The 23,227-nt window shown below is 46.5% G+C and carries 22 protein-coding genes; 4 read left to right on the top strand and 18 right to left on the bottom strand.

What is annotated here, in order from left to right; genetic code table 11:
- Positions 1-21: 21 nt before the first annotated feature.
- Positions 22-1,953: a peptidylprolyl isomerase gene (locus FDZ78_RS11345; RefSeq protein WP_124075542.1), complete on the top strand. Its 1,932-nt coding sequence runs from the start codon at positions 22-24 to the stop codon at positions 1,951-1,953.
- Positions 1,954-2,011: 58 nt separating this feature from the next.
- Here the strand turns inward: FDZ78_RS11345 and FDZ78_RS11340 are convergent, their stop codons facing one another.
- From FDZ78_RS11340 to FDZ78_RS11285, 12 genes are all read right to left on the bottom strand, one after another.
- Positions 2,012-3,169, bottom strand: coding sequence for a glycosyltransferase family 1 protein (locus FDZ78_RS11340; protein ID WP_136408579.1), 1,158 nt, complete (start codon positions 3,167-3,169; stop codon positions 2,012-2,014).
- A 46-nt stretch (positions 3,170-3,215) separates the two neighbouring features.
- Positions 3,216-4,163: a glycosyltransferase family 2 protein gene (locus tag FDZ78_RS11335; protein ID WP_124075541.1), complete on the bottom strand. Its 948-nt coding sequence runs from the start codon at positions 4,161-4,163 to the stop codon at positions 3,216-3,218.
- A 7-nt stretch (positions 4,164-4,170) separates the two neighbouring features.
- Positions 4,171-5,130: a glycosyltransferase family 2 protein gene (locus FDZ78_RS11330; RefSeq protein WP_107031559.1), complete on the bottom strand. Its 960-nt coding sequence runs from the start codon at positions 5,128-5,130 to the stop codon at positions 4,171-4,173.
- Complete coding sequence (locus tag FDZ78_RS11325; protein WP_136408578.1) at positions 5,084-6,292, bottom strand: hypothetical protein; 1,209 nt, start codon at positions 6,290-6,292, stop codon at positions 5,084-5,086. The genes FDZ78_RS11330 and FDZ78_RS11325 overlap by 47 nt, the downstream gene beginning before the upstream one ends.
- A gap of 18 nt (positions 6,293-6,310) precedes the next feature.
- Positions 6,311-8,632: a tyrosine-protein kinase family protein gene (locus tag FDZ78_RS11320; protein WP_124075540.1), complete on the bottom strand. Its 2,322-nt coding sequence runs from the start codon at positions 8,630-8,632 to the stop codon at positions 6,311-6,313.
- Between the two features lie 19 nt (positions 8,633-8,651).
- Positions 8,652-9,455, bottom strand: a complete 804-nt coding sequence (locus tag FDZ78_RS11315) for a polysaccharide biosynthesis/export family protein (RefSeq protein WP_123399731.1) — start codon at positions 9,453-9,455, stop codon at positions 8,652-8,654.
- Between the two features lie 217 nt (positions 9,456-9,672).
- On the bottom strand, positions 9,673-10,257 hold the full coding sequence (coaE, locus tag FDZ78_RS11310; RefSeq protein WP_124075539.1) for a dephospho-CoA kinase: 585 nt from the start codon (positions 10,255-10,257) through the stop codon (positions 9,673-9,675).
- Between the two features lie 13 nt (positions 10,258-10,270).
- Entirely contained in the window at positions 10,271-11,242 is a 972-nt protein-coding gene (locus FDZ78_RS11305) for a hypothetical protein (protein WP_107031554.1), read from the bottom strand.
- 49 nt (positions 11,243-11,291) lie between these two features.
- A complete protein-coding gene (yajC, locus tag FDZ78_RS11300) occupies positions 11,292-11,612 on the bottom strand; it encodes a preprotein translocase subunit YajC (RefSeq protein ID WP_107031553.1) in 321 nt (106 codons plus the stop codon).
- A 50-nt stretch (positions 11,613-11,662) separates the two neighbouring features.
- Entirely contained in the window at positions 11,663-13,102 is a 1,440-nt protein-coding gene (locus tag FDZ78_RS11295; RefSeq protein ID WP_124075538.1) for a transcription antitermination factor NusB, read from the bottom strand.
- Positions 13,103-13,323: 221 nt separating this feature from the next.
- Positions 13,324-14,022 (bottom strand): LrgB family protein, encoded by a 699-nt coding sequence (locus tag FDZ78_RS11290; RefSeq protein WP_107031551.1) that lies wholly within the window; start codon positions 14,020-14,022, stop codon positions 13,324-13,326.
- Positions 14,003-14,371: a CidA/LrgA family protein gene (locus tag FDZ78_RS11285; RefSeq protein WP_107031550.1), complete on the bottom strand. Its 369-nt coding sequence runs from the start codon at positions 14,369-14,371 to the stop codon at positions 14,003-14,005. Before FDZ78_RS11285 ends, FDZ78_RS11290 begins: the two co-directional genes overlap by 20 nt.
- A 581-nt stretch (positions 14,372-14,952) precedes the next feature.
- On the opposite strand from FDZ78_RS11285, the gene rho reads away from it, so the two are divergent.
- Positions 14,953-17,130 (top strand): transcription termination factor Rho, encoded by a 2,178-nt coding sequence (rho, locus tag FDZ78_RS11280; RefSeq protein ID WP_136408577.1) that lies wholly within the window; start codon positions 14,953-14,955, stop codon positions 17,128-17,130.
- 128 nt (positions 17,131-17,258) lie between these two features.
- Here the strand turns inward: rho and FDZ78_RS11275 are convergent, their stop codons facing one another.
- Genes FDZ78_RS11275 through FDZ78_RS11255 form a run of 5 tightly spaced genes read right to left on the bottom strand, consistent with a single transcriptional unit; the run spans position 17,259 to position 20,415 of the window.
- Positions 17,259-17,735, bottom strand: a complete 477-nt coding sequence (locus FDZ78_RS11275) for an RpiB/LacA/LacB family sugar-phosphate isomerase (protein WP_107031548.1) — start codon at positions 17,733-17,735, stop codon at positions 17,259-17,261.
- 60 nt (positions 17,736-17,795) lie between these two features.
- Complete coding sequence (locus FDZ78_RS11270) at positions 17,796-18,329, bottom strand: DUF5063 domain-containing protein (protein WP_124075537.1); 534 nt, start codon at positions 18,327-18,329, stop codon at positions 17,796-17,798.
- A complete protein-coding gene (nadD, locus tag FDZ78_RS11265) occupies positions 18,313-18,894 on the bottom strand; it encodes a nicotinate (nicotinamide) nucleotide adenylyltransferase (RefSeq protein WP_123398708.1) in 582 nt (193 codons plus the stop codon). The genes FDZ78_RS11270 and nadD overlap by 17 nt, the downstream gene beginning before the upstream one ends.
- 31 nt (positions 18,895-18,925) lie before the next feature.
- On the bottom strand, positions 18,926-19,510 hold the full coding sequence (gene gmk / locus FDZ78_RS11260) for a guanylate kinase (RefSeq protein ID WP_124075535.1): 585 nt from the start codon (positions 19,508-19,510) through the stop codon (positions 18,926-18,928).
- 29 nt (positions 19,511-19,539) lie between these two features.
- A complete protein-coding gene (locus tag FDZ78_RS11255) occupies positions 19,540-20,415 on the bottom strand; it encodes a YicC/YloC family endoribonuclease (protein WP_136408576.1) in 876 nt (291 codons plus the stop codon).
- A gap of 133 nt (positions 20,416-20,548) precedes the next feature.
- On the opposite strand from FDZ78_RS11255, the gene tsaB reads away from it, so the two are divergent.
- Together tsaB and FDZ78_RS11245 are read left to right on the top strand one after the other, a co-directional pair.
- Entirely contained in the window at positions 20,549-21,247 is a 699-nt protein-coding gene (gene tsaB, locus FDZ78_RS11250; RefSeq protein ID WP_107031543.1) for a tRNA (adenosine(37)-N6)-threonylcarbamoyltransferase complex dimerization subunit type 1 TsaB, read from the top strand.
- On the top strand, positions 21,244-22,410 hold the full coding sequence (locus tag FDZ78_RS11245; protein ID WP_136408575.1) for a class I SAM-dependent methyltransferase: 1,167 nt from the start codon (positions 21,244-21,246) through the stop codon (positions 22,408-22,410). Before tsaB ends, FDZ78_RS11245 begins: the two co-directional genes overlap by 4 nt.
- A 60-nt stretch (positions 22,411-22,470) precedes the next feature.
- Here the strand turns inward: FDZ78_RS11245 and rlmB are convergent, their stop codons facing one another.
- A complete protein-coding gene (gene rlmB, locus FDZ78_RS11240; protein WP_136408574.1) occupies positions 22,471-23,226 on the bottom strand; it encodes a 23S rRNA (guanosine(2251)-2'-O)-methyltransferase RlmB in 756 nt (251 codons plus the stop codon).
- Position 23,227: the final 1 nt, after the last annotated feature.

The raw sequence follows: 23,227 nt of genomic DNA, 5'->3' as shown, positions 1-23,227 counted from the left end.
TCTGACCTATAATCAAACGCAATGAAAAAAAAGCCATTCATAATTTCAGCTCTGGCTTGTGCTGCGATACTGTCGGCCTCAGCGAGCAAAAACGCAGATCCCGTGCTCATGACGATTAACGGGAAAGATGTCCGGCAAAGCGAATTCGAATATCTGTACCATAAGAATAATCTCCAGCAACTGGCCCCTCAGAGCATTGACGAATACATTGAAATGTTTATCGTCTACAAGCTTAAGGTTGCCGATGCAGAAGCCGCGGGCCTGCATCAGACCGATGCTTTCACCAAAGAATTCAACGGTTATTGCGCGGAGTTGTCGCGTCCGTATCTTCGTGACTCTATTGTTGAAAAACGTCTTATCGAAGAAGCTTATGCCCGTATGGCCACATCTCGTAAAGTCAGCCACATCATGCTCCCCCTTGGCTCGACTTACGATGAGAAAGAGGCAAACAGGATGAAAATCGACAGCATCCGCACAGCGATCGTAAACGGTTCGGCTGATTTCGGAGAAATGGCTGTCAGATATTCATCAGATCGCTCTGCCCGTGTAAACAATGGATCAATGGGCTACATCAATGTCAACAGCTATCCTTATCCATTTGAAAAAACCGCCTGGGAAACTCCGGTAGGTGAAATATCGCCTGTGATAGAAGATGCTCCTTTCGGATTCCATATCATCCGCGTTGAAGATGAACGCCCCAATCCGGGAAAAGTCGAGGCACGCCATATCCTTAAACTGACCAATGGCCTCTCGGAGGAAGAAGGAACTGCAAAAAAAGCACAGATTGATTCGATTTACAATCTGCTGGCCAGCGGAGGTGATTTTGATGCGATCGCTCGTGCTGAGAGCGAAGACCCCGGATCGGCAGCCAATGGCGGCCGACTCGGATGGTTTGGTCCCGGCGAAATGGTAAAAGAGTTTGAAGACGCAGCGTTCGGTCTTAAAGACGGAGGCATATCCGCTCCATTCAAAACCGCATATGGCTATCACATCGTGCAGACTTTAGCCCATCGCGGCATCGGCTCTCTGGCCGAAGAATCAGAACGCATAAAGGCAGCAATCAGCCGTGACATGCGCTCAGTGATGCCTGAAACCGAACGGATGGCACAGCTGAAAGCCGAACTGGGAGTCAAGATTGACTCTACAGGCCTCATGCAGGCAAGATCCAGAATGACTGGCGACTCACCTGCCGAGCAACTGAGATCACTTCAGGCTGACAACTCATTGATCGCCACTGTTGGAAAACGCGTCATAAGCATTGGAGATGTCATAAACTACATCCCCTCAAACGTACTGGAAGGAGCAAATGACGCATTCACAGTATTAAACTCAGGCCTTGAAAACAAGATCAACGAGACAGTTGTAGAGGAAACACGAAAGAACCTTGCGGAAAACAACAGTGAATACCGCAACCTCACAAATGAGTATCGCGATGGCATATTGCTGTTTGAAATCAGCAACCGTAATGTATGGGAGCGCTCAGCTTCCGACACCGAAGGTCTTCAGAAATTTTTCTCAGCCAACCGTGCGAAATACACATGGGACAAACCTCACTACAAAGGCTATGTCATCTTTGCAACAAATGACTCCATTGCCGGCGAAGCTCAGAAATATCTTGCCGCAAATCAGGTAGAAAATGACTCACTTGTATCTGTCATGCGCGCCAACTACGGCAGGAACATCAAGATTGAAAAAGTTGTCACCGGAAAGGGCGAAAATGCGATCGTCGATAATGTGGCTTTCAACGGCGAACGACCGGAAGCACCCGGCAGATGGACTGCCTGGTTCGGATATGCCGGCCGCGTAATCGACACTCCCGAAGAGGCTAATGATGTCCGTGGAACTGTAGCCTCAGACTATCAGCAGCTACTCGAAAGCGAATGGATCAAGGCTCTGAGAAAGAAATACAAGGTGAAGCTTAACAAGAAAGCATTAAAAGCGTTGGGAAATTGATCCCAACGCTTTTTTATTGCTGTTAAACAAGCACAAAACAGGCTTGAATGTATAACACCTATATAAGAGGGCCATTATATATGAATCTCACAAATTTCTCCAGATCCTCTTTCTGACATGCGGTGATAAAATCATATCGTTCCAGGCTTTTTGCCCTTTGGCGTTCATAAAGCACCTTATTTTCAAGCTGGATAATGCGGATTTTGATTTCATCAAGGCTGAAAGGATTGAAATACAACACCGCATCACCACAAACCTCGCTTATTGATGAAAATGGAGATGCCAGGACGGGAACTCCATAGCGCATGGCTTCCAACGGCGGATAGCCGAATCCTTCATTCAGCGAAGGATAAATGAAACAGTAGGCATCGTGATAGAGCTGGTTCAACTCTTCATCACTGACATAGCCTCTAAAATCAAAGAATCCCGCATTTTTGATTTTATATCTAAAGTAATCAGCAGATTTGACGCCGGTAATGACCACACGCTTTCCAGGCAGGCGCCCTTCTGAAAAAAGCTGATCCAAAGCCATAATGGCTCTAAGACAATTTTTTTCCCATCGGTTGGCACTTACAAGGAGATAAAAATCGGGAGCTTCTTTACGGCTGTCTACTAAATCAAGCGATGTTGACGGAGAATAGAACACCGGAATATCCTTCTCGACCGATTCAGGGAAAAACAGATTTACAGATCCTAATGAGTGATTAGAGACAACCGCAAAACGCAAATTAGGCTTGCGTATGAAATTTTCGTTTTTACGATAACGATGACGGCGAATAAATGATGGTGACAATATCTCAAGCAAATTTTTCAACTGCATGGAGAGCTGCATCTTATATCGCCAGAACATTTTTCGGTCCAATGTCAATTCTATAGAGCGAAGATCATGGATGGTCACAACCAGTTCGCAGTTTTCCAGCCTATACAATTCATCCAAAGGCTGTGGCGAATAAAAAATATCAATCCGACGGCTGTCAATCACAGACTGAAAACCGCATTGAGATATATCGACAAGCTCAACAGAATTGTTTTCACAAAGGGCTATCATTTCCGGATTGAGCCAACACCGCGAATCATATGCAACCGTCACATTCCGTCTGAGTTCTATAATCTTCCGCAATACGATCTCACCATATATGCCGCCGCCATGACGCATTGTGCCACTCATAGGTTGAGTTGCGGCCAGATTATAAAGCACTGATTTTCCTTTATCCATAGTTTTCACGGTCAATAGATATTTTACAGTTCACGTTTTTCAACGGTCATTTTTTCACCTCGATGCCATATGAGCGATATTTAAAATTCAGATATCTATTGAGACATCTACCGTATATCGTCCCCAGACGGCCTATGACTATCACGCGCATCAGGAATTTACGCCAACCGGCCAGTGACGGAATATATTTTTTTGCCAATCGGTAATCGTTCATCAAAACGGCATTGTCCACAATATTAAAATATAGGCTGTCGACATATTTCCGATTGCCTATGCCAAGATAGTCATCGCCAAATAATTTCAGTTCCATCATAACCGCCTGAAGTTTTCTGGAGATAGCCTTTTCATTTGTCCGCAACGAGTTCCATGTGACACTGTCGGAGCGATTTCTCTCTGCTATCACAATGGTCTTGTTCATGAATACCATCTCCCCTACCTCTCGATAAATCTGCTGGATGATAAGTGATTCATATATCTTCAGTCCCTCGTCAAACGGATATTTTTCAAGTAAATTTCGAGGAATGACATGTATGTAGTCTCCTGCCACTTCACCATTAAGCACATCGCTATAGCCGTATCTAACAATAGCACCCTGTCCATAGCGGCTGTCGAACTCCTCTGTGCGATCATCGCGCGTGAACATAAAATACCGTGCATCATGAAACGATTCTATCGCATTCAGTATGACATCGCAGGCATCCGGTGTAAAATAATCGTCACTGTCGAGTATCACACAATAATCACCCGTCGCTTGACTGACCGCTGCGTTACGGGCCGCATTTGTGCCTCGGTTCTGATCAAAAAACACGGTCTTCACATGTGGTTTGCCATCAGCGAAAGTCCTGATCAACTCTGCGGTATTGTCTTTTGAGCCGTCATCAACAACCACATGTTCGATATTTCTTCCACAGCCAATCTGTAAAGCGACGCTCTCCAGACACCGGAGAACACAATCGGCTCTATTATAGACGGGGGTGATTACAGACAATTTCATTATGCAATCATTTTTTTACTATACTTTTAAAAAAGACGAACCCTTGAAGCCAGGCATCACTCACACTCAACAAGGCCCGCTGCCACCACGGAGAATCGAGATAAGTCCTTACATAGTATGAGCGGCTCGCCTTTGCTGCCTGGGCTACAATTTTTGACGGCGATTTAGCCATTGTAGCAGCACCCAGATGGACACAGCGCAAGCCGGTGGCTATATAGTTACCAAGCTTAAGTTTCAATAGTTTCCGGTAAAGTATATTTTCCTCATAATAAAGGAATGTCGCCGGATCAAAATTACCTATCGCTGCAAAGACGTCTTTCTTTACAAGCATACAGGATCCAGACGGAAGTTCGATCGGCATGAATTCAGGATAAGGCTCTTCCTTCTTATAAAGCAAAAGTGACTCCCGATAAATTTCGTAGACACTCTTTTTGCACAACCAGTAATACGGAGCCAGGAAATTATTTTTAACCCATGAACCAATGGTTGTATCTTTTCGGGCACAATTCCAGTCGATGCCGGAACCTTTGCCGTTCATAAGTAACGGACTTATGATCGCACAGGCCGGAAGATTGTCCTGAGCCTCCTTCAACGCAGGTATTATATCCTCGATAAAAAGAATATCATTATTCAGGATCATCAGACGGTCAATTTCGTCATCATCTGCGGTCAATGCTATTCCCTTGTTATTGCCTCGCGCGTAACCGTCATTCGACAGACTTGTCAGAAATGTAACATACGGAAGAATGCCGGACACTGCATCGGTCTCCTGTACACACTTATACCCTCCGGCAAAAGCGCCTGACAGGAATGCGTCTATTTCAGGGACAGAAACGCCGTCTGTTGATCCGTTGTCTACTATGACATACTTTACAGGAGCTGTATTATACCGCTCCACGCTCTTTATGCAGGCAATGGTATCAGACGGGTTGTTGTAGTTGAGGATTATTATCGCTGTTTTTTTCATTCGTCCCAAAAACTAAATAAAGGCCGATCATTATACTGATGATCGAATTATAATAGATAAACACGCCTGATCCGATGCCACAAAGGAAGATAAAAACGAACCAGTAAGTAAGGTACTCCCGCTCAGGAGTTTTTCGTTTAAACACAGCTTTGAGTATCAGTATCAGCAAAGCGGCAAATCCTGTCCATCCGAAAAGATAAATGATACCGGCCCAAGCCACATCGGCATATAAATATCCATTGTCCTCGATCGCGTCATCAAATACATTTCCCCAGACACTATTGCCAAATGACGGAGAGCCATTACCGATAATCGGAGTAAGCCCGTTTGTCTGATTTTCAAACGTATAATAACGCCAGGCTCCAATTCTGACATTCTCTTTTTCTTCATTCTCCTCAAGCTGATCACCTGAAAGTTCCAGCATTGTATTATAAGCCGGAATCATCGGCAGGACATATACAACAACAATAATACCGGCCGCAACAACCATAAGTTTTTTTGTCCAGGATGATCTTTTCAGCAGGAACAGAATGCAGAGCACCATTGAATACAAAATAACCTGACGGACCACAGACATGAAAATCATCAGTGTACAAACTCCACAGATCATTATCCATAAATTCTTGCGCCCGCGGCCAAGCAGTAGCTGATTGATACCATAGAACAGAAAAAAGGCCATTATCTCCAAGAAAAACACCGGGACACGCAGCATGCCTCTTGAAGTATCAAGGTTAAATTCCTCCCCGAAAATCACATTAGGGAAACTGAAAAGATTTATGAAATATACCGGCACGGCCAGCAGACAACCGATAAACATCCATTTCAGAATAAATCTTTCCGGCAAAGCCAGCTTCAACATTATCCAGAAAAAGAAATATCCTAAAAAATACGGCAAAGTCGACATGAGTGTAACCGAATAAGACTGCGGGTGAAAAGCTGTCGCCGAAACAGTTGAAACCGCAATCATCAGCATAAACAGCCAATAGCTCTTCCTCGGATAATCAATACCCCGGAGTGAGCGGCCGTCAGTCACAGCCAGCAAAGCACACATGCAGATACACAGATAGAACATCAGCTTCGTCAACTGGGGCGAAAAAATCTGCATCGGATTAAAAAATCCGATGCTTGAAAACAGAGTCAGGACAAACAGAGCCTTTTTCATTCCCGACACTTGATTGATTTATTTGCCGGATTTCTCGCCATAGCCGTAGCCATAACCGGCAGCTGTCTTAGTGCCATTAAGCACAACCGACAGTTTCGGCAGACGTTTTCCTGCATAAAGTTTGTTAAGGAAGCCGATCTCCTTGGTCGTGGTATAGTTAGCGCGGGTGACATAGACAGTCGCATCGGCTACACGCACCAGTGAGAATGTGTCGCTTACCATTCCGACCGGAGCGGAGTCTATGATGATGTAATCATAGACTGTCCGGAGTCTGGCAAACAGGTCATCAACCCTTTCAGACTGCAAAAGTTCAGACGGATTCGGAGGAATCGGGCCGGCAACAATTATGTCGAGATTTTTTTCCAGCACATCATGCTGTATTATCGAATCCAATGTGATATTTTCATTGGCGATATATGATGTGAATCCGTCTGTCAAAGACAGTTCAAGATATTCTGCCAGCTTCGGATTGCGGATATCAAGACCCATCAGCAGCACTTTCTTGCCAAGCACCGCAAACGAGGACGCAAGATTTATGGAGATGAACGACTTGCCCTCACCTGAAATGGTAGATGTCAGCAATACTACCTTAGAGCCGGTATTGCCAAGTATAAACTGAAGGTTCGATCTGATAAGTCTGAACAGTTCCGCCACAGATGTGCTTCCACCAACTGATTTCACAACCAGCGGAGAACCGGCATCTGTCTTCTTGCATACTTCACCCAGGACAGGAACCGGAGTGAGGCGCTCAAGTTCGCCGATGGTATCAAACTTATTTTTCAACTTGTCAAACAAGAAGATGAGAACTACCGGAATTATCAGCCCTATGGACAGAGCGATCGCAACGAGTTTCTTTTTCGACAGATTGACCGGCTCAGACAGCGCGTAAGCCTCATCTACAATCTTGGCTCTCGGCATTGAATTAGCCAATGCGATGCTGGTTTCTTCCTGCTTTTTCAAAAGGTAAAGATACAATTCCTCTTTTATTGCCTGCTGGCGTTTTATATTCCCGAACTGACGTTCATATTCAGGAAATTTGCTCAGCTGTGCTTTTGATTCTCCAGCCTGTACCCGAAGATCATGCAGTCTCACTGAGGCATTCTCATAGGCCTTATGAAGTGATTTTTTCAGATTATCTCTCAATGCGGAGATCTGTTCATCCAATTTTTTCAGAATCGCATTTTCGCCACGTGCCGTGTTCTGCAACTGCATTCTCTGAAGAAGCAGCCCGTTATAAGCATCTACCGGTACAGCCGCATTCACATTAAGAGCCGGTATAAGCTGCCATTCATTTCCCGGTTCGTTAATGAAATCACGTGTCATCTCAAGAAGATGGAGCTCAGTCTCGGCATTCATTATCTGTGACTCCAGAGTGGTTGAACGAGACATCCATTTGCTTGCATCCGCACCTACATCAGTCAGCTTATTGCTTCGCTTATAGTGCTCGATATCCTCTTCCGAAAGATTCAGGTCTTTACTTATCGAAGCGAGACGTTCTGCAACAAAATCGGCTGTTTTCTGATCCTTTTTACGCTTTTCATTTATACCGGAAATGTTGTAGTTATCAATTATAGTATTCAGAATCCGCTGTGCATACTGCGAATGTGGGCTATGGACAGCAAACGATATTATATTCGCCCTTTTGCTCGGTATATATATTGATACACTTTCGGCAAGTCCCTCAGCCGAAGCGTCATAGCTACTGAAACCGACCGTCATTTTGACCCCTTTCCCTTTTTTCAGATACTTGGTCTTGTCAAAAACGAAATCGCCATAGGGCGTAGACAGCGTGACCGGGAAAGGCTTATCCTTTACATCTGCTATTACAGTCTTGTCATTAGCTTTGGCTTTTATACTGACCTTATGCTCCTTATTGACTACAACCTTGAAACCGATATAACAGCCAAGTGTGTCGGCTATAGCCGGATCACAGGTCATGACAACCGGAGTCTTGTCAGCAACATCACGATCAAAAACGCGGAATCTCGTTACTGTATAACCGGTATTCAATCCAAGATCCTTTACTGTCTGGCGCAGATTGGAGTGAGAGCGGACCACATTGATTTCATCGTCCACAGAGTTGGTTCCTCCCATCATGTTTCCTGCAGAAAACTGGCTGGCAAGCTCACTCATGGCATTGGACGGGCGGCTGCTGTCTTCATCCGAAATAAGAATATTGGCCACGACCTGATAAACAGGCACTGTAGACAGAGCATAGAAGACGCCGATTCCGCCACAGAGCACTACCGAGATCACAAACCAGTACCAATAACGGCGGCACAACCGGATATAATAACGAAAATCTAATTTTTCAGTTATATTATCGTTGGTCAAATCCATAATTCTAAAAATCAATATCTTATTTAACTGTAAGAGCTATAACCAAAGACGCAATAACAGAGCAGGCACTGACAATAGTAGATGTCACCTGAAGCTTATACGCATTGTTGTTGTTGTATTTCGAATTGTCCTGGCGCACCTTATTCGGAGAGACTACCACAACATCATTCTGCCGGAGGAAATAATACGGAGATGTCATCACATCGCTTTTGTTCAGATTGATATAGTGATATGTGGCCTTGCCGTTTTCCTCGCGTATGACCAATACGTTTGATCGATCACCATATTCTGTCATATCCTGAGCCTGGCCAAGGGCATCAAGAATCGAGACTCTCTCTCCCGGAATTGTTATCGTGCCGGGCATCCTGACTTCACCAAGAACGCTGACTTTGAAATTTACCAGTTCCACTTTTACTATCGGGTCCTTTACCTCTTTCGATATTTCCTCAGTAAGATATCCGGCAAGCTGCTCGGTAGTCATGCCTTCAACATGAATCTGGCCAAGCATCGGAAATCTGATATCTCCGTTGGAATCTACAACATATGTCTGCTGACGCATCTGGCTTGATTCCTGAAGAGATCCTAATTTTGCCGGATTTGCCAGAGGAAGATTATATTGCGCCGTAGCCTCTGGCATGAGTGACGTAACCGAAATGAAAAGCTCGTCATGCGGTTCAAGTTTTATTTTACAATCCTGAAGATTAAACTCTATATCATTGGTTGCCCGTGTATCTTCAAAATAATTCAACGAATCTTTTGATGTTCTGCACGATGTGGCAGCAAGGAGCATGGCTATGCCGATAATTGCGAACTGAGCCTTCATTATATTTTTGATTCTAAGGTTACCTAAAACTAACTGTGAATGTTCTCACACAGCGTATTTACACAATGTGAATATATTGACCCTGCTCTGCAGCAAGCAGACATGGCCTTTATGAATAACGCCCCATGACATGAAATATTGTTTCACACAGAGCCAAATTAACCGCCCGGCAAAAAAACGAGAAAAAACGGAAAAAATGAGAAAAAACAAACGAGACTCAGCACATCTCCTGGCCGAGCAAATTTTCAATCTGAGGCAACAGCGGGATGCATCCATCGTTAATTATTGAAAACACCCTCGGATGTAATATGGTAGGAACATACGAATCCTGCGATGCGATTCTTGCCTCAACCTGCTGTCGGCTGAACGAATTGCGGGCCATCACACGTTCTATGCGCAATTCTGCCGGCGCATCGACACTCCACACATCATCAACCATTACATCAAGTCCGCTCTGATACAGGATTGCAGTTTCCACAAACAGCCGCCCTGAGCCGATGTTTGCCCCGCACCACCTTTTCAGATCCAACCTCACGGCAACATGCACAATCGCATTTAGCCTGCAAAGGGCTCCGGCATCTCCGAATACAATCTCACTCAGCCGTTCTCGGTTTATACTGCCGTCGGTTCTGACGCAATCTGCATGGATTTCGCTGCATAGAACCTTTTTTATCTGATCATCTTGATCCATCAGCAACTTTGCCCGGCTGTCACAGTCATACACCGGATAGCCCATCGCGGCAAGAATTTTGCTCACGATGCTTTTCCCGCTCCCTATTCCGCCTGTTATCGCTGTCAGCATTCGTTTATGATTTTTACTTCACACTCTCGATAATATATTCCACACTGTCAGGAGCGAAACTGAGATTGTGATACACACTTGGAAGAGCCGAAAGAGTAACCGGCAGTTTTTTGACACTGGAACGCGCCTGTCGATAGTCCACATAAGCTTTGACCGGATAGTCGTCATTATAAGCACTCATCGGCACAAGATAACTGATCTCTATTTTTGACGGGAATGTGATCAGATTCCTGTCATCCGGACGGTTGGTCACCTCAATGGAGATTTTGCGCTTCTTGGAAATCAGCGGTTCGACCGGCACTGTCACTGTAACAACATCCGGAATAATTCTGACTCCGGCTATGGGCTTGACACGGACTTCATAGCGCATCGTGTCACGCAGATCAGACTTGACGATAGGCTCTGTCGACACAAATTTGAGCGTATGTGGCAAATCTTCCACTGAATAAAGAGTCACAGAGTCCACATCTGCATAAACCGGACCTGAAATTATATACTGAAGATTCGGATGGACATCAGCCTGAACATTCAGTTTGACTCTGACGCCCGACTGGGTAGTAAACGGCAGGCGTAATGAATCAGGACGGCATGAAAGTACCTGCACGGCATTGCCGAAATAGTCCCGCAGTTTAGCTTCAAGTTTCGGACGACCGAGCACAAACGAATATCCTTCGATATTTTCTTCCCATTTGAATTTGACAGGCGACATCTTGCCCCAGAAAAAACGGAGCAGTTGCGAATCCTTGCCTTTGACACTGACTCCGATCGAAGCTGGAGCCAGCCCTATCATCGTGACACTGTCAGGCACTTCCTGAATCTCTACCGGCACATCGAAATCACGCTGCACCTCTGCGTCAAGCGACAGAAACACCCAGAACACAAAAGCCACAGCCACAAACAGCAGATAGAGCAAAACATTTTGGCCGCGGCTCGAATGCAGAGCCGCGGTCACTTTTTCGTTTAGTTTTTTTGCCTTTTCGTTCATGGCCTGAGCCGTTGACGTAGTAGTTAGGATGCCAATCTACCGATCGTCTTTACTTACCCTTTTCAGCAGCGTCATTTGCAGCCTGCTGAGCTGAAGGATATACCGATCCTTTGTCAACGGTGATGCGTACATCACGTGCGATCTCGATTGTGAAAGTAGTGTCATCGATTCCTTTCACCTTACCGTAAATACCGCCGGCTGTAACTACAGCATCGCCGACTTTGAGACCTTCGCGGAATTTCTTGATTTCATTCTGACGCTTCTGCTGGGGGCGGATCATCATGAAATAGAACACTGCGATGAGCGCCACGATCATAAGAATATTTGCCCAGCTGCTGTTCATTGACTGGAGGAGAATTGTGTTAAGCATAAATCTTTTGTTTTATAATTATGAATTCATTTTTATTGAGCCGGGAGGATTCAGGCCTTGATGAGCTTGCCCTCTGACTTGAGATGATTTATCACTGAGTAGAGAATACCGTTGATAAACGCGCCGCTGCGCGGTGTGCTGTAGGCATTTGCGATCTCTATATACTCATTGAGTGTAACTGCGATCGGAATAGCCGGGAAATTCAGAAGCTCGGTGATGGCTGTCACCATGACAACGATGTCCATAAATGCAAGACGCTCTGAGTCCCATCTATGTTCATTCACGAATGAATCAATCAGTTCGCGATACTCCTGACAGTTCTTAACAGCGATTTCAAACAGACATGCACCGAAGCGGCTGTCTTCATCATCCTTGAACTGCGGAAGGAGCCTGATGTCAGCACCTTCAGTCTTGCTTTGACCGAATTTGCGGATTGTTTTCAGTACAAACGTACCGACAACATGGAGGTCATCGTTCCAATACACAGACTTCGACTCAAGGACCTCGGCAAGGTCATCACCCGGAAGGATAATATTTTTATAGACCTGACGCCAGAAATCACAATCTTCTTCATAGGTGCTTTCCTCGCGGCGCGCCATATATTCCTTGTAGAGATCACTCTCCATTATTTTGTCAAGAAGACCTCTGACCATGATGGAATCCGCATCCCACGAAAGCTTGTGCTCATCCATGTAGGCATTGAAATCTTCATTTTCACAGAGAGCCTTGATGAACTTATTGTCAACAAAGCGCATGTTCGGATGAAGATCCTCATCCGTTGGCAGATACTTATGCTTGGCAGCATCCAACCGCTGGTCCTGCATACGTGTGATCTCAACCGAAAGCAGAAGCAGATTGTGATAAAGCTCATATGCCTTGTCAAGCGAATAGTCAAGCGCATGGCGGGCATGGTTGAACAGAGAACGGTTGTCGTTATACTCGTTCAATGTGTGGAGCAACGAGCTGATACCACGATTAAAGCCGGCCACTGTGAAATCAGGATTCTTACGGGCGGCTGTGATGAACTCAGGATTGTCAGCTATCAGATTGTTGATAATTGACACCCACAGAGCCACATCATCCTTCAGCTCAGCCTTTTTCAAGCGGATATAGCTCTTGTAGGCAGGCAGTGACGGAATAGCATCGTAAATTGACGGAATAACGGAATCAAACAGAGCCACTCCGGAACGGTCACGGAGAATCAGTGTGCGGATCTCATCTATGCTGTTCAATGAACGGCCCAAGGCATTGCGTTCAATATGCTTGTTCAAGGCAATACCCCGTAACGGCGACTGGCGACGACCACCTGAAACATCGAAACCCGACAATTCAAGAATCATCAACAATAAATCGAGGTAAAGTTCATGACCATATTTCTTGTCGCGTGAAGGATTTTCAACCTGAGGCTCTATTTTGAATTCACTCTGTGACAACAGATAAGAGTAGAGCAGCTGGACCACTTTGATTCGGATCAAAACTCGATTTATCATACTTTTAAAGACCTATTTTTTCGTCGTTAATGTTTTTAACGCTGCAAATTTACAAATTTTTCTTAAATCAACCTGCCTATACAGACTGTTTTTTATGATTTTTATCTGCCACTTTATCAATCCGGACACAACCGGGGCCACCATCAGGCTTCACCACCTTAATATATTGTACATTTATATTATACACTCTGCACACTATAACTACAGCCTAACCACAGTTTTCAGAGAGTATAACCGAGAGCCGAAAGTATAAAAGGGGTAAGCAGAGCTGTGAACAGCCCGTTGAGGGTCAGCCCAAGCGATGAAAAAGCGCCATATCGATAGCCGCTTTCCATTGCCACGGAAGTCCCGACAGCATGTGCCGCAGTTCCCATCGACAGCCCCTGGGCAATCGGACTCTTCACATGTGAGAGTTTCATCATTTTAAAACCCGCGATCCCGCCGAAGATTCCTGTACACACCACCACTGCGGCAGTCAGAGCCGGAATACCGCCAAGAGTCGATGCAATTTCCATCGCAATGGGAGTAGTGACTGATTTCGGCGCAAGAGAAATGACCACGTCTGAAGTCGCGCCCAGAAGTTTGGCAACAACAACCACCGAGACAGTGCCGATAACACATCCGGCCAGTTCTGCAGCCAAAATAGGCAATAACTGCTTGCGGATAGACTCAAGCTGTCTGTAAAGAGGCACACCGAGAGCCACCACCGCAGGCTTAAGCCAGAATTCTATATACTGTCCGCCTTCGGCATATGACTCATAATCGACCCCACAGCCGAGAAGTATGCAGATCAGCACAATTATTGTCAGCAAAATCGGATTGAGAAATGATATGCCGGTACGCTTCTGCAGAAGCTGCGATGCAAGATAGACTACAAAAGTCAGTGCTATCAGGAAAAATTTATTCTCTATAAAGTTCATGACGATGTGAAGATGCTGCGCGGCGCACATACTGATGAACCCAGCCGGTCACCGCAATTACCAAAAATGTACTTATCACACATGACCCGACTATCGGAAGCCACTGATCGCTCAGCAGCCCAAGACAATTCATCAGGCCTACGCCGGCGGGGACAAAGAAGAAACCAAGATTCTTCAACAGAAAGTCTGCCACCTTATCAACCCAGAAAACGCGAACGATTTTCATCTTCAGTGCCGCTGTAAGCAACAGCATGCCGATAATGCTTGACGGAATCGGTATGCCCGTAAGCCACACAACCAATTCTCCTAATGCTAAAAACGAGAATAGCACAGCACATTGTAGTATCATAATCTCAAATATGTGTTATTGAGAGTGCTTGTCAGACGCACTCCACTTCGAGGGTGCAAAGTTACGAACTAATCTGACAGCAGCAACTCAACTCTCTGAAAATTCATCAATGCAAAAAGTTAAAGTTCACTTCAAAACCTTTTCTATGTTTACCGATGATATTCTGAATGAAAATTCCCGAAGATTCCAAATCGAAGCACAAAACATTTTTTGAATTTAATTTGTTAAATCATAAAAATGATTGTATCTTTGCATTGGCTTTGAAACCTCACAGGTCAGCCACCAATCTCCGGCACCGCTATTCCACCATCTCACATTGGCCACAATGTATCCACCTATGATCCGTTTTCACGGAATCTCTGAAATGGGAAGCTGCCAAAAACAAGAGAGTCACAAAATCAACTTCTTCTATTCATTTTTCCGTTTTAAACTCCATTTTATTCAATGTGATTACTGCGGATATACGGAATCTTGATCCAACTCCCCCAAGACAATCATTTTTTGCATTTAAAATAATACTTTAAGGCAAACCAAGTGTGGTGACGCACTTGCTTTCCAACTAACATTATATATTATTATATATGTATAATTACTCCGAACTCGAAGCCATGGACGACTCGCAACTGCGGGAAGTCGCACAAACCAACGGCATAAAGAAAATCAACCTTGACGATAAAGAAAATCTCGTCTACGAGATTCTTGACAAGCAGGCGCGTGATGTCGCAGCCAGCTCGACCGCTAACACCCCTCAAAAAAACCGTCGCGGCAAAAAAGAATCCAAAGACGTAAAAGACGAGAATCAGCAGAAACAGACACGAAAAAAGAAAGAAGAACCGGCACCGGAAACCTCTGAACAAGACGCGCCTCAGGCCACCGAACAGCCTCAGCAGCAGAAGAAACGTGGCCGCAAACCGCGTGCGGCAGCAGCCGCTGACAGCCAGATGGAATCCGCACCTGCCGCTGAAACAGCTGTTGAAGCTGCTGAACCGACACCTCCGGCCACAGACAACACCCCAGCAACAATTGCCGAAGGCCAACAGACACAAGGCGAACAACAGCCAAAACGTCGTCGCGGTCGCCCGCCGCGCAATCCGCAGCCTGAACAGGACAACACCCCAGCAACCGTTGATTCAGAAAACTCCGCACCGCATGAAAACAACGCTGAGGTTTCATCCCCAAAAGAAGAAAACAAAACCGAAGGAAGCAATGCTGAAACCGCAGGCATCACTGGGCCCATGCCCAAACAGCTGCCGGCACCGGCTTTTTCAAACCAGGAATCTGCCCAGGATGAACGCCCACGCCACGGCGTATTTATCCGCCCAGGCCAAACCAACGAACAGACCGCCATTTCCAACGTCGACAACCAGCAGCCACAGCCTAAACGCGATTTTCGCCCTAAAGACAGTTCTTTCGGCTCTTTCTTTCCCCGTTCTGGCGGACGCACGTTCGCACCCCGTTCGCAGCAGGAAAAAGAACAGCAGCCTGTTCAGCCGCAGCAGCCACAGCCCCAGATGCCACAGGCTCCTATAGTCCTCGGCGAACCGGGCATGGAAAAACAGCAGCCCCAAAGCAAAAAGAACAAAAAGAACCACAACAAAAACCAGCAGTTCGAACAGCGCCAGCAACAACAGGCCTATAACTTTGACGGAATAATCGAAACAACCGGAGTGCTTGAAATCATGCCCGAAGGACACGGGTTTCTCCGATCAAGCGATTATAATTACCTTGCTTCTCCTGACGATGTACTCGTCACTAAAGAACAGATCAAACAATATGCCCTTCGCTCAGGCGATGTTGTCGATGCCACGTTACGAGCCCCGCGCGAAGGCGACAAATACTTCCCGCTCAGCTCTGTGAAAAGCGTCAACGGACGTTCTGTCGAATACATCCGCGACCGCGTGGCATTCGAGCACCTCACCCCGCTTTTCCCTAACGAAAAATTCGACCTGACCTCAGGCCGTTCAAGCAACATTTCCACACGTGTGGTCGACATGTTCTCCCCCATTGGAAAAGGACAGCGAGGTCTGATAGTAGCACCTCCGAAGACAGGTAAGACCATACTTCTGAAAGACATCGCCAACGCAATTGCCGAGAATCACCCCGAAACCTACATCATGATTCTCCTTATTGACGAACGCCCGGAAGAAGTAACCGACATGAGCCGCAGCGTCAATGCGGAAGTAATCGCATCTACATTCGATGAACCGGCAGAGCGACATGTCAAAATCGCCTCCATTGTACTTGAAAAAGCAAAACGAATGGTTGAATGTGGTCATGATGTGGTAATCCTGCTCGACTCCATCACCCGTCTGGCCCGCGCCTACAACACCTGCGCACCGGCCTCAGGCAAAATCCTCTCCGGCGGTGTCGATGCAAATGCCCTCCAGAAACCCAAACGCTTCTTCGGCGCAGCACGAAACATCGAAAACGGAGGCTCGCTCACCATTATCGCAACAGCTCTCACAGAAACCAGTTCAAAAATGGACGAGGTGATCTTCGAGGAATTCAAGGGAACCGGCAATATGGAACTCCAGCTTGACCGCAAGCTCTCCAACAAGCGCATCTTCCCGGCAGTCGACATCATGGCATCCTCAACCCGTCGCGACGACCTGCTCCTGCGCAATGAAACCCTTAACCGCATGTGGATTCTACGCCGCTTCCTCAGCGATCGCAACTCAATCGAAGCTATGGAATTCATCAAGGACCGCATGGAACGCACTTCCGACAATGACGAACTCCTCCGCACGATGGGTGACTGATTTTCCCACTGCAAATCATCGCGCTAAAAAACATTACAGCGCAAAAAATAAAAAGATGCAGCCCCCTCCGGCCGCATCTTTTTATTTTTTTGTCACAGAAACATCCTGCGAACAACTGTTTGATGATCTTATTCCCCCGGCTTGCATCCGCATCCCGATACGGGGATTTTTTCGATGCGACGTTCATGACGTCCGCCATCAAAGGGAGTGTTGAGGAAAGTCTCGACAATATTTATTGCGGTAACGTTATCAATAAAACGTGCGGGAAGCACAAGCACATTGGCATTGTTATGACGGCGTGCCAGTTCGGCAAGCTCCACATTCCAGCAGAGAGCGGCACGTATGCCCTGATGTTTGTTAAGAGTCATGCCGATGCCATTGCCGGAACCGCATAGTGCTATACCCGGATAACATTCTCCGTTTTCGACAGCCGCTGCACACGGATGCGCAAAGTCAGCATAATCACAACTTTCAGTTGAATTGGTGCCGAAATCCTTATATTCGATACCCATTGAATCAAAATAGCCTTCAAGCACCATTTTCATTTCATAGCCCGCATGATCGCTACAGAACCCTACAGGACAATTTTCCTTCAGAATTGACATAATCTGTAAAAATATATTGTTTTTCTTATTCAATATTAAAATATCGCCGTCAAGCCGGATTCAGTCATCAGTTTCATCATCATCTTCTGCGTCTGATGAATAGTGGATGTGGTTGAGCGGTCTGAGCAGATTGCATAAACGCTGGCTCCAGTAAGCCTGGAAATCCGCCTTCACAGCATGCAGAGCCACGTTGACAACCTCCTCCGGCGCATCTTTCACCATAGCGATGAAATTGTAAAGCACCTGAAATATATCGCTCAGGCCTTCGGCCACACTCATTCCGATCGGAGTATCGGAATACTTCATATCTTCCTCGAACACTTCAAGGTAGACATCATCAGGGCCTAACATATTCTCCATCTCCCGTCTGAGAGATTCATAATAGTCTTCTTCAAGATAACTTTCAATATAGGGGTCTACATCCTCCATCAGAGGTGCCGGCCTGAGATCCGAAGCGACAATATAGATTCTCGGAAGCAACCGAAGCATCGACGATACAAAATCAGACGGATCCGATTCTCGGCAGTTTTCAACCGCACAGCAATATTCATTGCACAACGCTATAAAAGCGAGTGAATTAGGAGCCAGTTCCATAAAGATTATTTTTAATTATATAATCATATACGCCCTGAGGCAAAAAATAGTTCATGTTCCATCCGCGCGCCAGCGCCTTACGGATGAACGTGCTGGAGATATCTGCCATCGGAGCGTTGACCACATCCACACCATCGTCATATATCGTTCCAACCGGATAACCCGGACGCGGATATACAATTACTCCGAATTCCGATATTATTGCCTCATGGTCTTTCCATTGGTCAAAGATTTTCCAATTGTCACTGCCTATGATCAGCTTGAAGTTATGACGCGGATAACGCTTCGCAAGGTAGCGCAACGTATTTATTGTGTATGACGGCCGCGGCATCGACAGTTCATAGTCGCAGATATTCAGTCCTGAGGTATTTCCAATGGCCAGCTCAAGCATTTTCAGCCGTATCAGATCCGGTATCAGCTCATCTGATCCGGCCTTCAGTGGATTCAGAGGTGAAAGCGAGAGCCACACTTCATCAAGATCTGTAAACTGCTGGATATAGCTGGCAAGCATCATATGTCCGATATGCACCGGATTAAACGAGCCGCCTAATACACCTATGGTCATTTATTTCTCCTTATCTGTAAGATGGTGAATCTCAACACTCTTCCACACAAACTGAAAGAAAATTTTTAATCACTGTATCAACTTCCGCAACCGCACGGTCCAAAGAGTCATTGACCACGACCCGGTCAAATTCCGGAGCAAACGAAAGCTCATATTCAGCCTTGGCAAGACGCTGCTCGATAGCTTCGGCACTGTCAGTCGCTCGTGAGGTCAGTCGCTGACGCAACACCTCAAGCCCCGGTGGCTGTATGAATATGCTGAGAGCATCTTCTCCGTAAAGTTTCTTGACATTGAGTCCGCCCTTGACATCAATATCAAGTATGACATTATGCCCCTCGGCTGTTATTCTTTCCACCTCGCTTTTGAGAGTGCCATAGAAACGGCCGGGATATACCTCTTCATATTCTACAAAAGCATCCTGGGCTATAGCGCTGCGGAATTCATCATCGGAAAGGAAATAATAATTGACTCCATGCACTTCCTCTCCGCGAGGCTGACGGTTTGTAGCCGAGATTGAAAACTTCATGTCAATCTCACCTCGATCAAGCAGAGCGTTGATGATAGTCGACTTGCCGGTTCCGGAAGGGGCTGAAATTATGATAATCTTACCTTTCATCTGTAAAAATCGGTTTAGCCAGATTTTTTTTACATCACATTAAGCACCTGTTCCTTTATCTGCTCCAGCACATCTTTCATCTGCACTACCAGACGCTGCATCTGTGCATGATTGCTTTTTGATCCGAGAGTATTGATCTCTCGCCCCATTTCCTGAGCAATGAATCCGAGTTTCTTACCCTGGCCTCCTGCTGTCGCAAGGGTTTCTGTGAAATAATTCAGATGCTGGGTCAGGCGCTGCTTTTCCTCGTTGACATCAAGCTTCTCAATATAGAAGAAAAGTTCCTGCTCCAGACGGCTGCGGTCATAATCAACATTATGAATCTTGGCCAAGCCCTCCTCCATGCGTGTGCGTATGCGCTCCACACGTTCAGTCTCATACTGCGGCACCTGAGCGAGCAATTCGCTTATACGGTCTATGCGTTCCGCAAAAAACGTTTCCAGCTTTTCGCCCTCAGTCCGGCGGTAAGCCATCAGAGCTTCTATGGCTTTTGAAAGGGCTGTCATCACAGCCTCCACTTCATTATCGTCAGCCTGGGCCGGAGTCTCACTTTTTATGACATCAGGAAAACGCATCAGCACCGTGTACCAATCGGCAGGCGATGGTATGCCAAGTTCAGCCGCAGCTTGCTCCACATCTGCCTTATAGGCTCTGAGAGCGGATACATTCAGACGCACAGTGGCCTCAGATGCGACATTTTCAACGTATATCGTAAGATCGACTTTACCACGTTCCAATGACGCCGCAATCAGGTTGCGCATTGCAAGTTCTTCAGCCCACAAAGAAGACGGCACTCTGGCTGCTATATCAATCTGCTTGCTGTTAAGTGACTTAAGTTCAACCGTGATTTTCTTTCCGGGAAGCTCGGCCACAGCTTTTCCGAATCCCGTCATTGAGTATAACATGATATGAGGTTTTATTAGAGCAATATTTTCTCACAAAATTAGTAATTTATCGGGAGAAACAAGTAACTTTGTTTTAAATTTTCACTATCAGGCCTTTTCTCCGGGTCTGCAATCCATAACTTACTGCATCACAATGGCCGTAATCCTAAACATCGAAACCTCTGTCGACCACTGTTCGGTGGCTCTTACCGCCGAAGGAATGGTCCTTGCCCATCAGGAAGAAGGCGGTGGCAGAAATCATGCCGCCCTTCTCAGCGACTATATCAAATATTGCCTCGATTTTGCCCGCGAAAAGGACCTACGGCTTGAAGCTGTCGCTGTTTCTTTAGGTCCGGGAAGCTACACCGGATTGCGCATCGGTCTGTCTGAAGCCAAAGGGCTTGCCTACGCACTTGGCATTCCCCTGATCGGAATAGACACGTTAAGAATCATGGCCTGCAACGTAATGTTCACACAGGAACTTGAAGGCGATGAAATTTTCGTCCCGATGGTCGATGCCCGACGCATGGAAGTCTATACCGCCGCTTTCAACTTCGCCCTCGAACCGGTAATGGAACAGCAAGCCCTTATCCTTGACCCTGACAGCTACCAGGATCTCATAACCCGCTATCCGCGCATACTTATGTTCGGCAACGGCAGCGACAAGGCCCGCGAAGTGATCTCAGCACCTAATGTAACTTTCATCCCTGACATCCATCCGCTGGCTATAGACATGATAGCTCTTGCCGAACGCGCTTACTCCCGCAAGGAATTCATAGACATCGCCTACAGTGTCCCCAACTACATCAAAGACTTTCAGGCTTCGACACCCCGGAAAAACGTATTGGAGTGAAAGAGGACTTCAACAGACTACGGCTAAAACATCATGGAGATCCCACCATGATGCACCATATCCTGCAGCTTGAATGCCGCAGCAAAACGGCGTCAAAGCTTCCTGAGACCCTTCGATGCGAAAATTTCAGCTTTCCGTCTCTCGCAGTGGCCGAAATGGCTACCTCCGATGCCATCGCCCGACTCCACACTGATCTGATAGCAGCCGGAAGCAATGTGCTTGACATGACATTCGGTCTTGGAATAGACGCATTCCACTTCGCATCAAAGGCCGCACATGTGACAGCGCTGGAATATAACCATGACACCTACACGACCGGCAAAGCCAACATCCAGGCACTCGGTATCCAGAATCTATCCCTTATTGAAGGTGACAGCATCAGCTGGCTGAAGGATAACAACCGATGTTTCGACATTATTTTCATCGATCCTGCCCGTCGAGACAATGCCGGACGACACTTTGCCCTTAAAGACTGCCAGCCAGACATAATCCCCATCATGCCTCTGCTCCTGTCACGCTGCCGGAGGCTGATCGTCAAGGCTTCTCCGATGCTTGACATCAAAAAGACTATCGAAGAATCAGGTGTCAGCTGCGACATCATGACCATAGGCACCGTAAAGGAATGCAAGGAACTTGTGCTTGTGATTGACAATCACGAAGGCTACGCTGAGAATCAGCCGTCAAGATTGTCAACATCCTGCCTGACAGTCGGCCAGGAGCCGTTCCGGTTTACTCCTGAAGAGGAACTTCAGGCAGTACCGGCCTACGCTCTGCCAGAAAAAGGAGGTTTTTTGCTTGAACCATATCCCGCCGTGATGAAAGGAGGCGGCATGAAACTGCTGTCAGCACGTTACGATGTGGACAGGCTGCACCCTAACACTAATCTATTTACCACTCAGTCACTGCCGACATCCTTTCCCGGTGAATATTTCAGCATACTTGAGGTACTGCCATTCGACAAAAAGACAATGAAACGTTTCTCCGCCAATTACCCACATATAAATGTAGCGGTCAGGAATTTTCCTCTGAGCGCACCACAGCTTGCTGCAAAACTGAAAATAAGGGAAGGTGGAAACTGCATGGCATTCGGCACGACAGGCCCTGACGGCCAAAAACTTCTGGTCATCACGTCGATGGGTCTGCCCTGCGGGCAAAAAAATTAGGGCCGAAGTTCGGGAAAACTTCGGCCCCTGCATTTTTTTGCTTTAAGGAATCGTTCAGTATCAGATAATTTCAAGGTTGGCTTCCAGGCGCTGGCGTACCACCTCGTAGATCATTACCCCGGCTGCCACCGAAACATTAAGCGATCCGATGTTTCCAAACATCGGAATACCTACGCGTGTCTCGCACTGCTTCATGGCCTCCGGAGAGATGCCAACATCCTCAGCCCCCATTACGATGGCCACCGGATCGGAATACTTCCCTTCCGTATAGTTAATATCAGATTTCTCTGTCACGGCAACAACATTATATCCGTTCTCACGCAAAAACTTAGCAGCCCACGCGATCGAAGAGACACGACACACCGGAATATGATGCAAGGCTCCCGTTGATGTCTTTATCGCATCTCCACCCACCGACACACTGCCATGTTCCGGAATAACAATAGCATCAACCCCGGCACATTCACATGTACGGGCTATAGCTCCGAAATTTCTGACATCTGTTATACCGTCAAGCAACACGATAAACGGCAATATTCCGGCCTCATACAATTCAGGCACAAGATGATCAAGCCTATGATATGTCACAGCCGACATCATTGCCAACACGCCCTGATGATTCTTACGGGTGATACGGTTGATGCGTTCCACGGGCACACGCTGCATCACAACTCTGTTGGCACGAGCCAACGCAATCAGCTCCGACGCAAGGTCTCCCTGCAGATCTTTAGCTATAAAGATTTTGTCAATTTCTTTGCCGGCTTCGATAGCCTCCATAACAGCCCTGAGGCCATAGATATAATCGTTGCGGTCCACG

The organism is Duncaniella sp. B8 (assembly GCF_005304985.1).
Lineage (GTDB): Bacteria > Bacteroidota > Bacteroidia > Bacteroidales > Muribaculaceae > Duncaniella > Duncaniella muris.
The sequence above is the reverse complement of the archived record's forward strand: the minus strand, read 5'-3'. Positions and strand labels throughout refer to the sequence as shown.

Excerpts from the sequence above, each read along its gene's own strand:
- FDZ78_RS11345 (WP_124075542.1), top strand. The coding sequence starts at position 22 with ATGAAAAAAAAGCCATTCATAATTTCAGCTCTGGCTTGTGCTGCGATA.
- FDZ78_RS11340 (WP_136408579.1), bottom strand. The coding sequence starts at position 3,169 with ATGGATAAAGGAAAATCAGTGCTTTATAATCTGGCCGCAACTCAACCT.
- FDZ78_RS11335 (WP_124075541.1), bottom strand. The coding sequence starts at position 4,163 with ATGAAATTGTCTGTAATCACCCCCGTCTATAATAGAGCCGATTGTGTT.
- FDZ78_RS11330 (WP_107031559.1), bottom strand. The coding sequence starts at position 5,130 with ATGAAAAAAACAGCGATAATAATCCTCAACTACAACAACCCGTCTGAT.
- FDZ78_RS11325 (WP_136408578.1), bottom strand. The coding sequence starts at position 6,292 with ATGAAAAAGGCTCTGTTTGTCCTGACTCTGTTTTCAAGCATCGGATTT.
- FDZ78_RS11320 (WP_124075540.1), bottom strand. The coding sequence starts at position 8,632 with ATGGATTTGACCAACGATAATATAACTGAAAAATTAGATTTTCGTTAT.
- FDZ78_RS11315 (WP_123399731.1), bottom strand. The coding sequence starts at position 9,455 with ATGAAGGCTCAGTTCGCAATTATCGGCATAGCCATGCTCCTTGCTGCC.
- coaE (WP_124075539.1), bottom strand. The coding sequence starts at position 10,257 with ATGCTGACAGCGATAACAGGCGGAATAGGGAGCGGGAAAAGCATCGTG.
- FDZ78_RS11305 (WP_107031554.1), bottom strand. The coding sequence starts at position 11,242 with ATGAACGAAAAGGCAAAAAAACTAAACGAAAAAGTGACCGCGGCTCTG.
- yajC (WP_107031553.1), bottom strand. The coding sequence starts at position 11,612 with ATGCTTAACACAATTCTCCTCCAGTCAATGAACAGCAGCTGGGCAAAT.
- FDZ78_RS11295 (WP_124075538.1), bottom strand. The coding sequence starts at position 13,102 with ATGATAAATCGAGTTTTGATCCGAATCAAAGTGGTCCAGCTGCTCTAC.
- FDZ78_RS11290 (WP_107031551.1), bottom strand. The coding sequence starts at position 14,022 with ATGAACTTTATAGAGAATAAATTTTTCCTGATAGCACTGACTTTTGTA.
- FDZ78_RS11285 (WP_107031550.1), bottom strand. The coding sequence starts at position 14,371 with ATGATACTACAATGTGCTGTGCTATTCTCGTTTTTAGCATTAGGAGAA.
- rho (WP_136408577.1), top strand. The coding sequence starts at position 14,953 with ATGTATAATTACTCCGAACTCGAAGCCATGGACGACTCGCAACTGCGG.
- FDZ78_RS11275 (WP_107031548.1), bottom strand. The coding sequence starts at position 17,735 with ATGTCAATTCTGAAGGAAAATTGTCCTGTAGGGTTCTGTAGCGATCAT.
- FDZ78_RS11270 (WP_124075537.1), bottom strand. The coding sequence starts at position 18,329 with ATGGAACTGGCTCCTAATTCACTCGCTTTTATAGCGTTGTGCAATGAA.
- nadD (WP_123398708.1), bottom strand. The coding sequence starts at position 18,894 with ATGACCATAGGTGTATTAGGCGGCTCGTTTAATCCGGTGCATATCGGA.
- gmk (WP_124075535.1), bottom strand. The coding sequence starts at position 19,510 with ATGAAAGGTAAGATTATCATAATTTCAGCCCCTTCCGGAACCGGCAAG.
- FDZ78_RS11255 (WP_136408576.1), bottom strand. The coding sequence starts at position 20,415 with ATGTTATACTCAATGACGGGATTCGGAAAAGCTGTGGCCGAGCTTCCC.
- tsaB (WP_107031543.1), top strand. The coding sequence starts at position 20,549 with ATGGCCGTAATCCTAAACATCGAAACCTCTGTCGACCACTGTTCGGTG.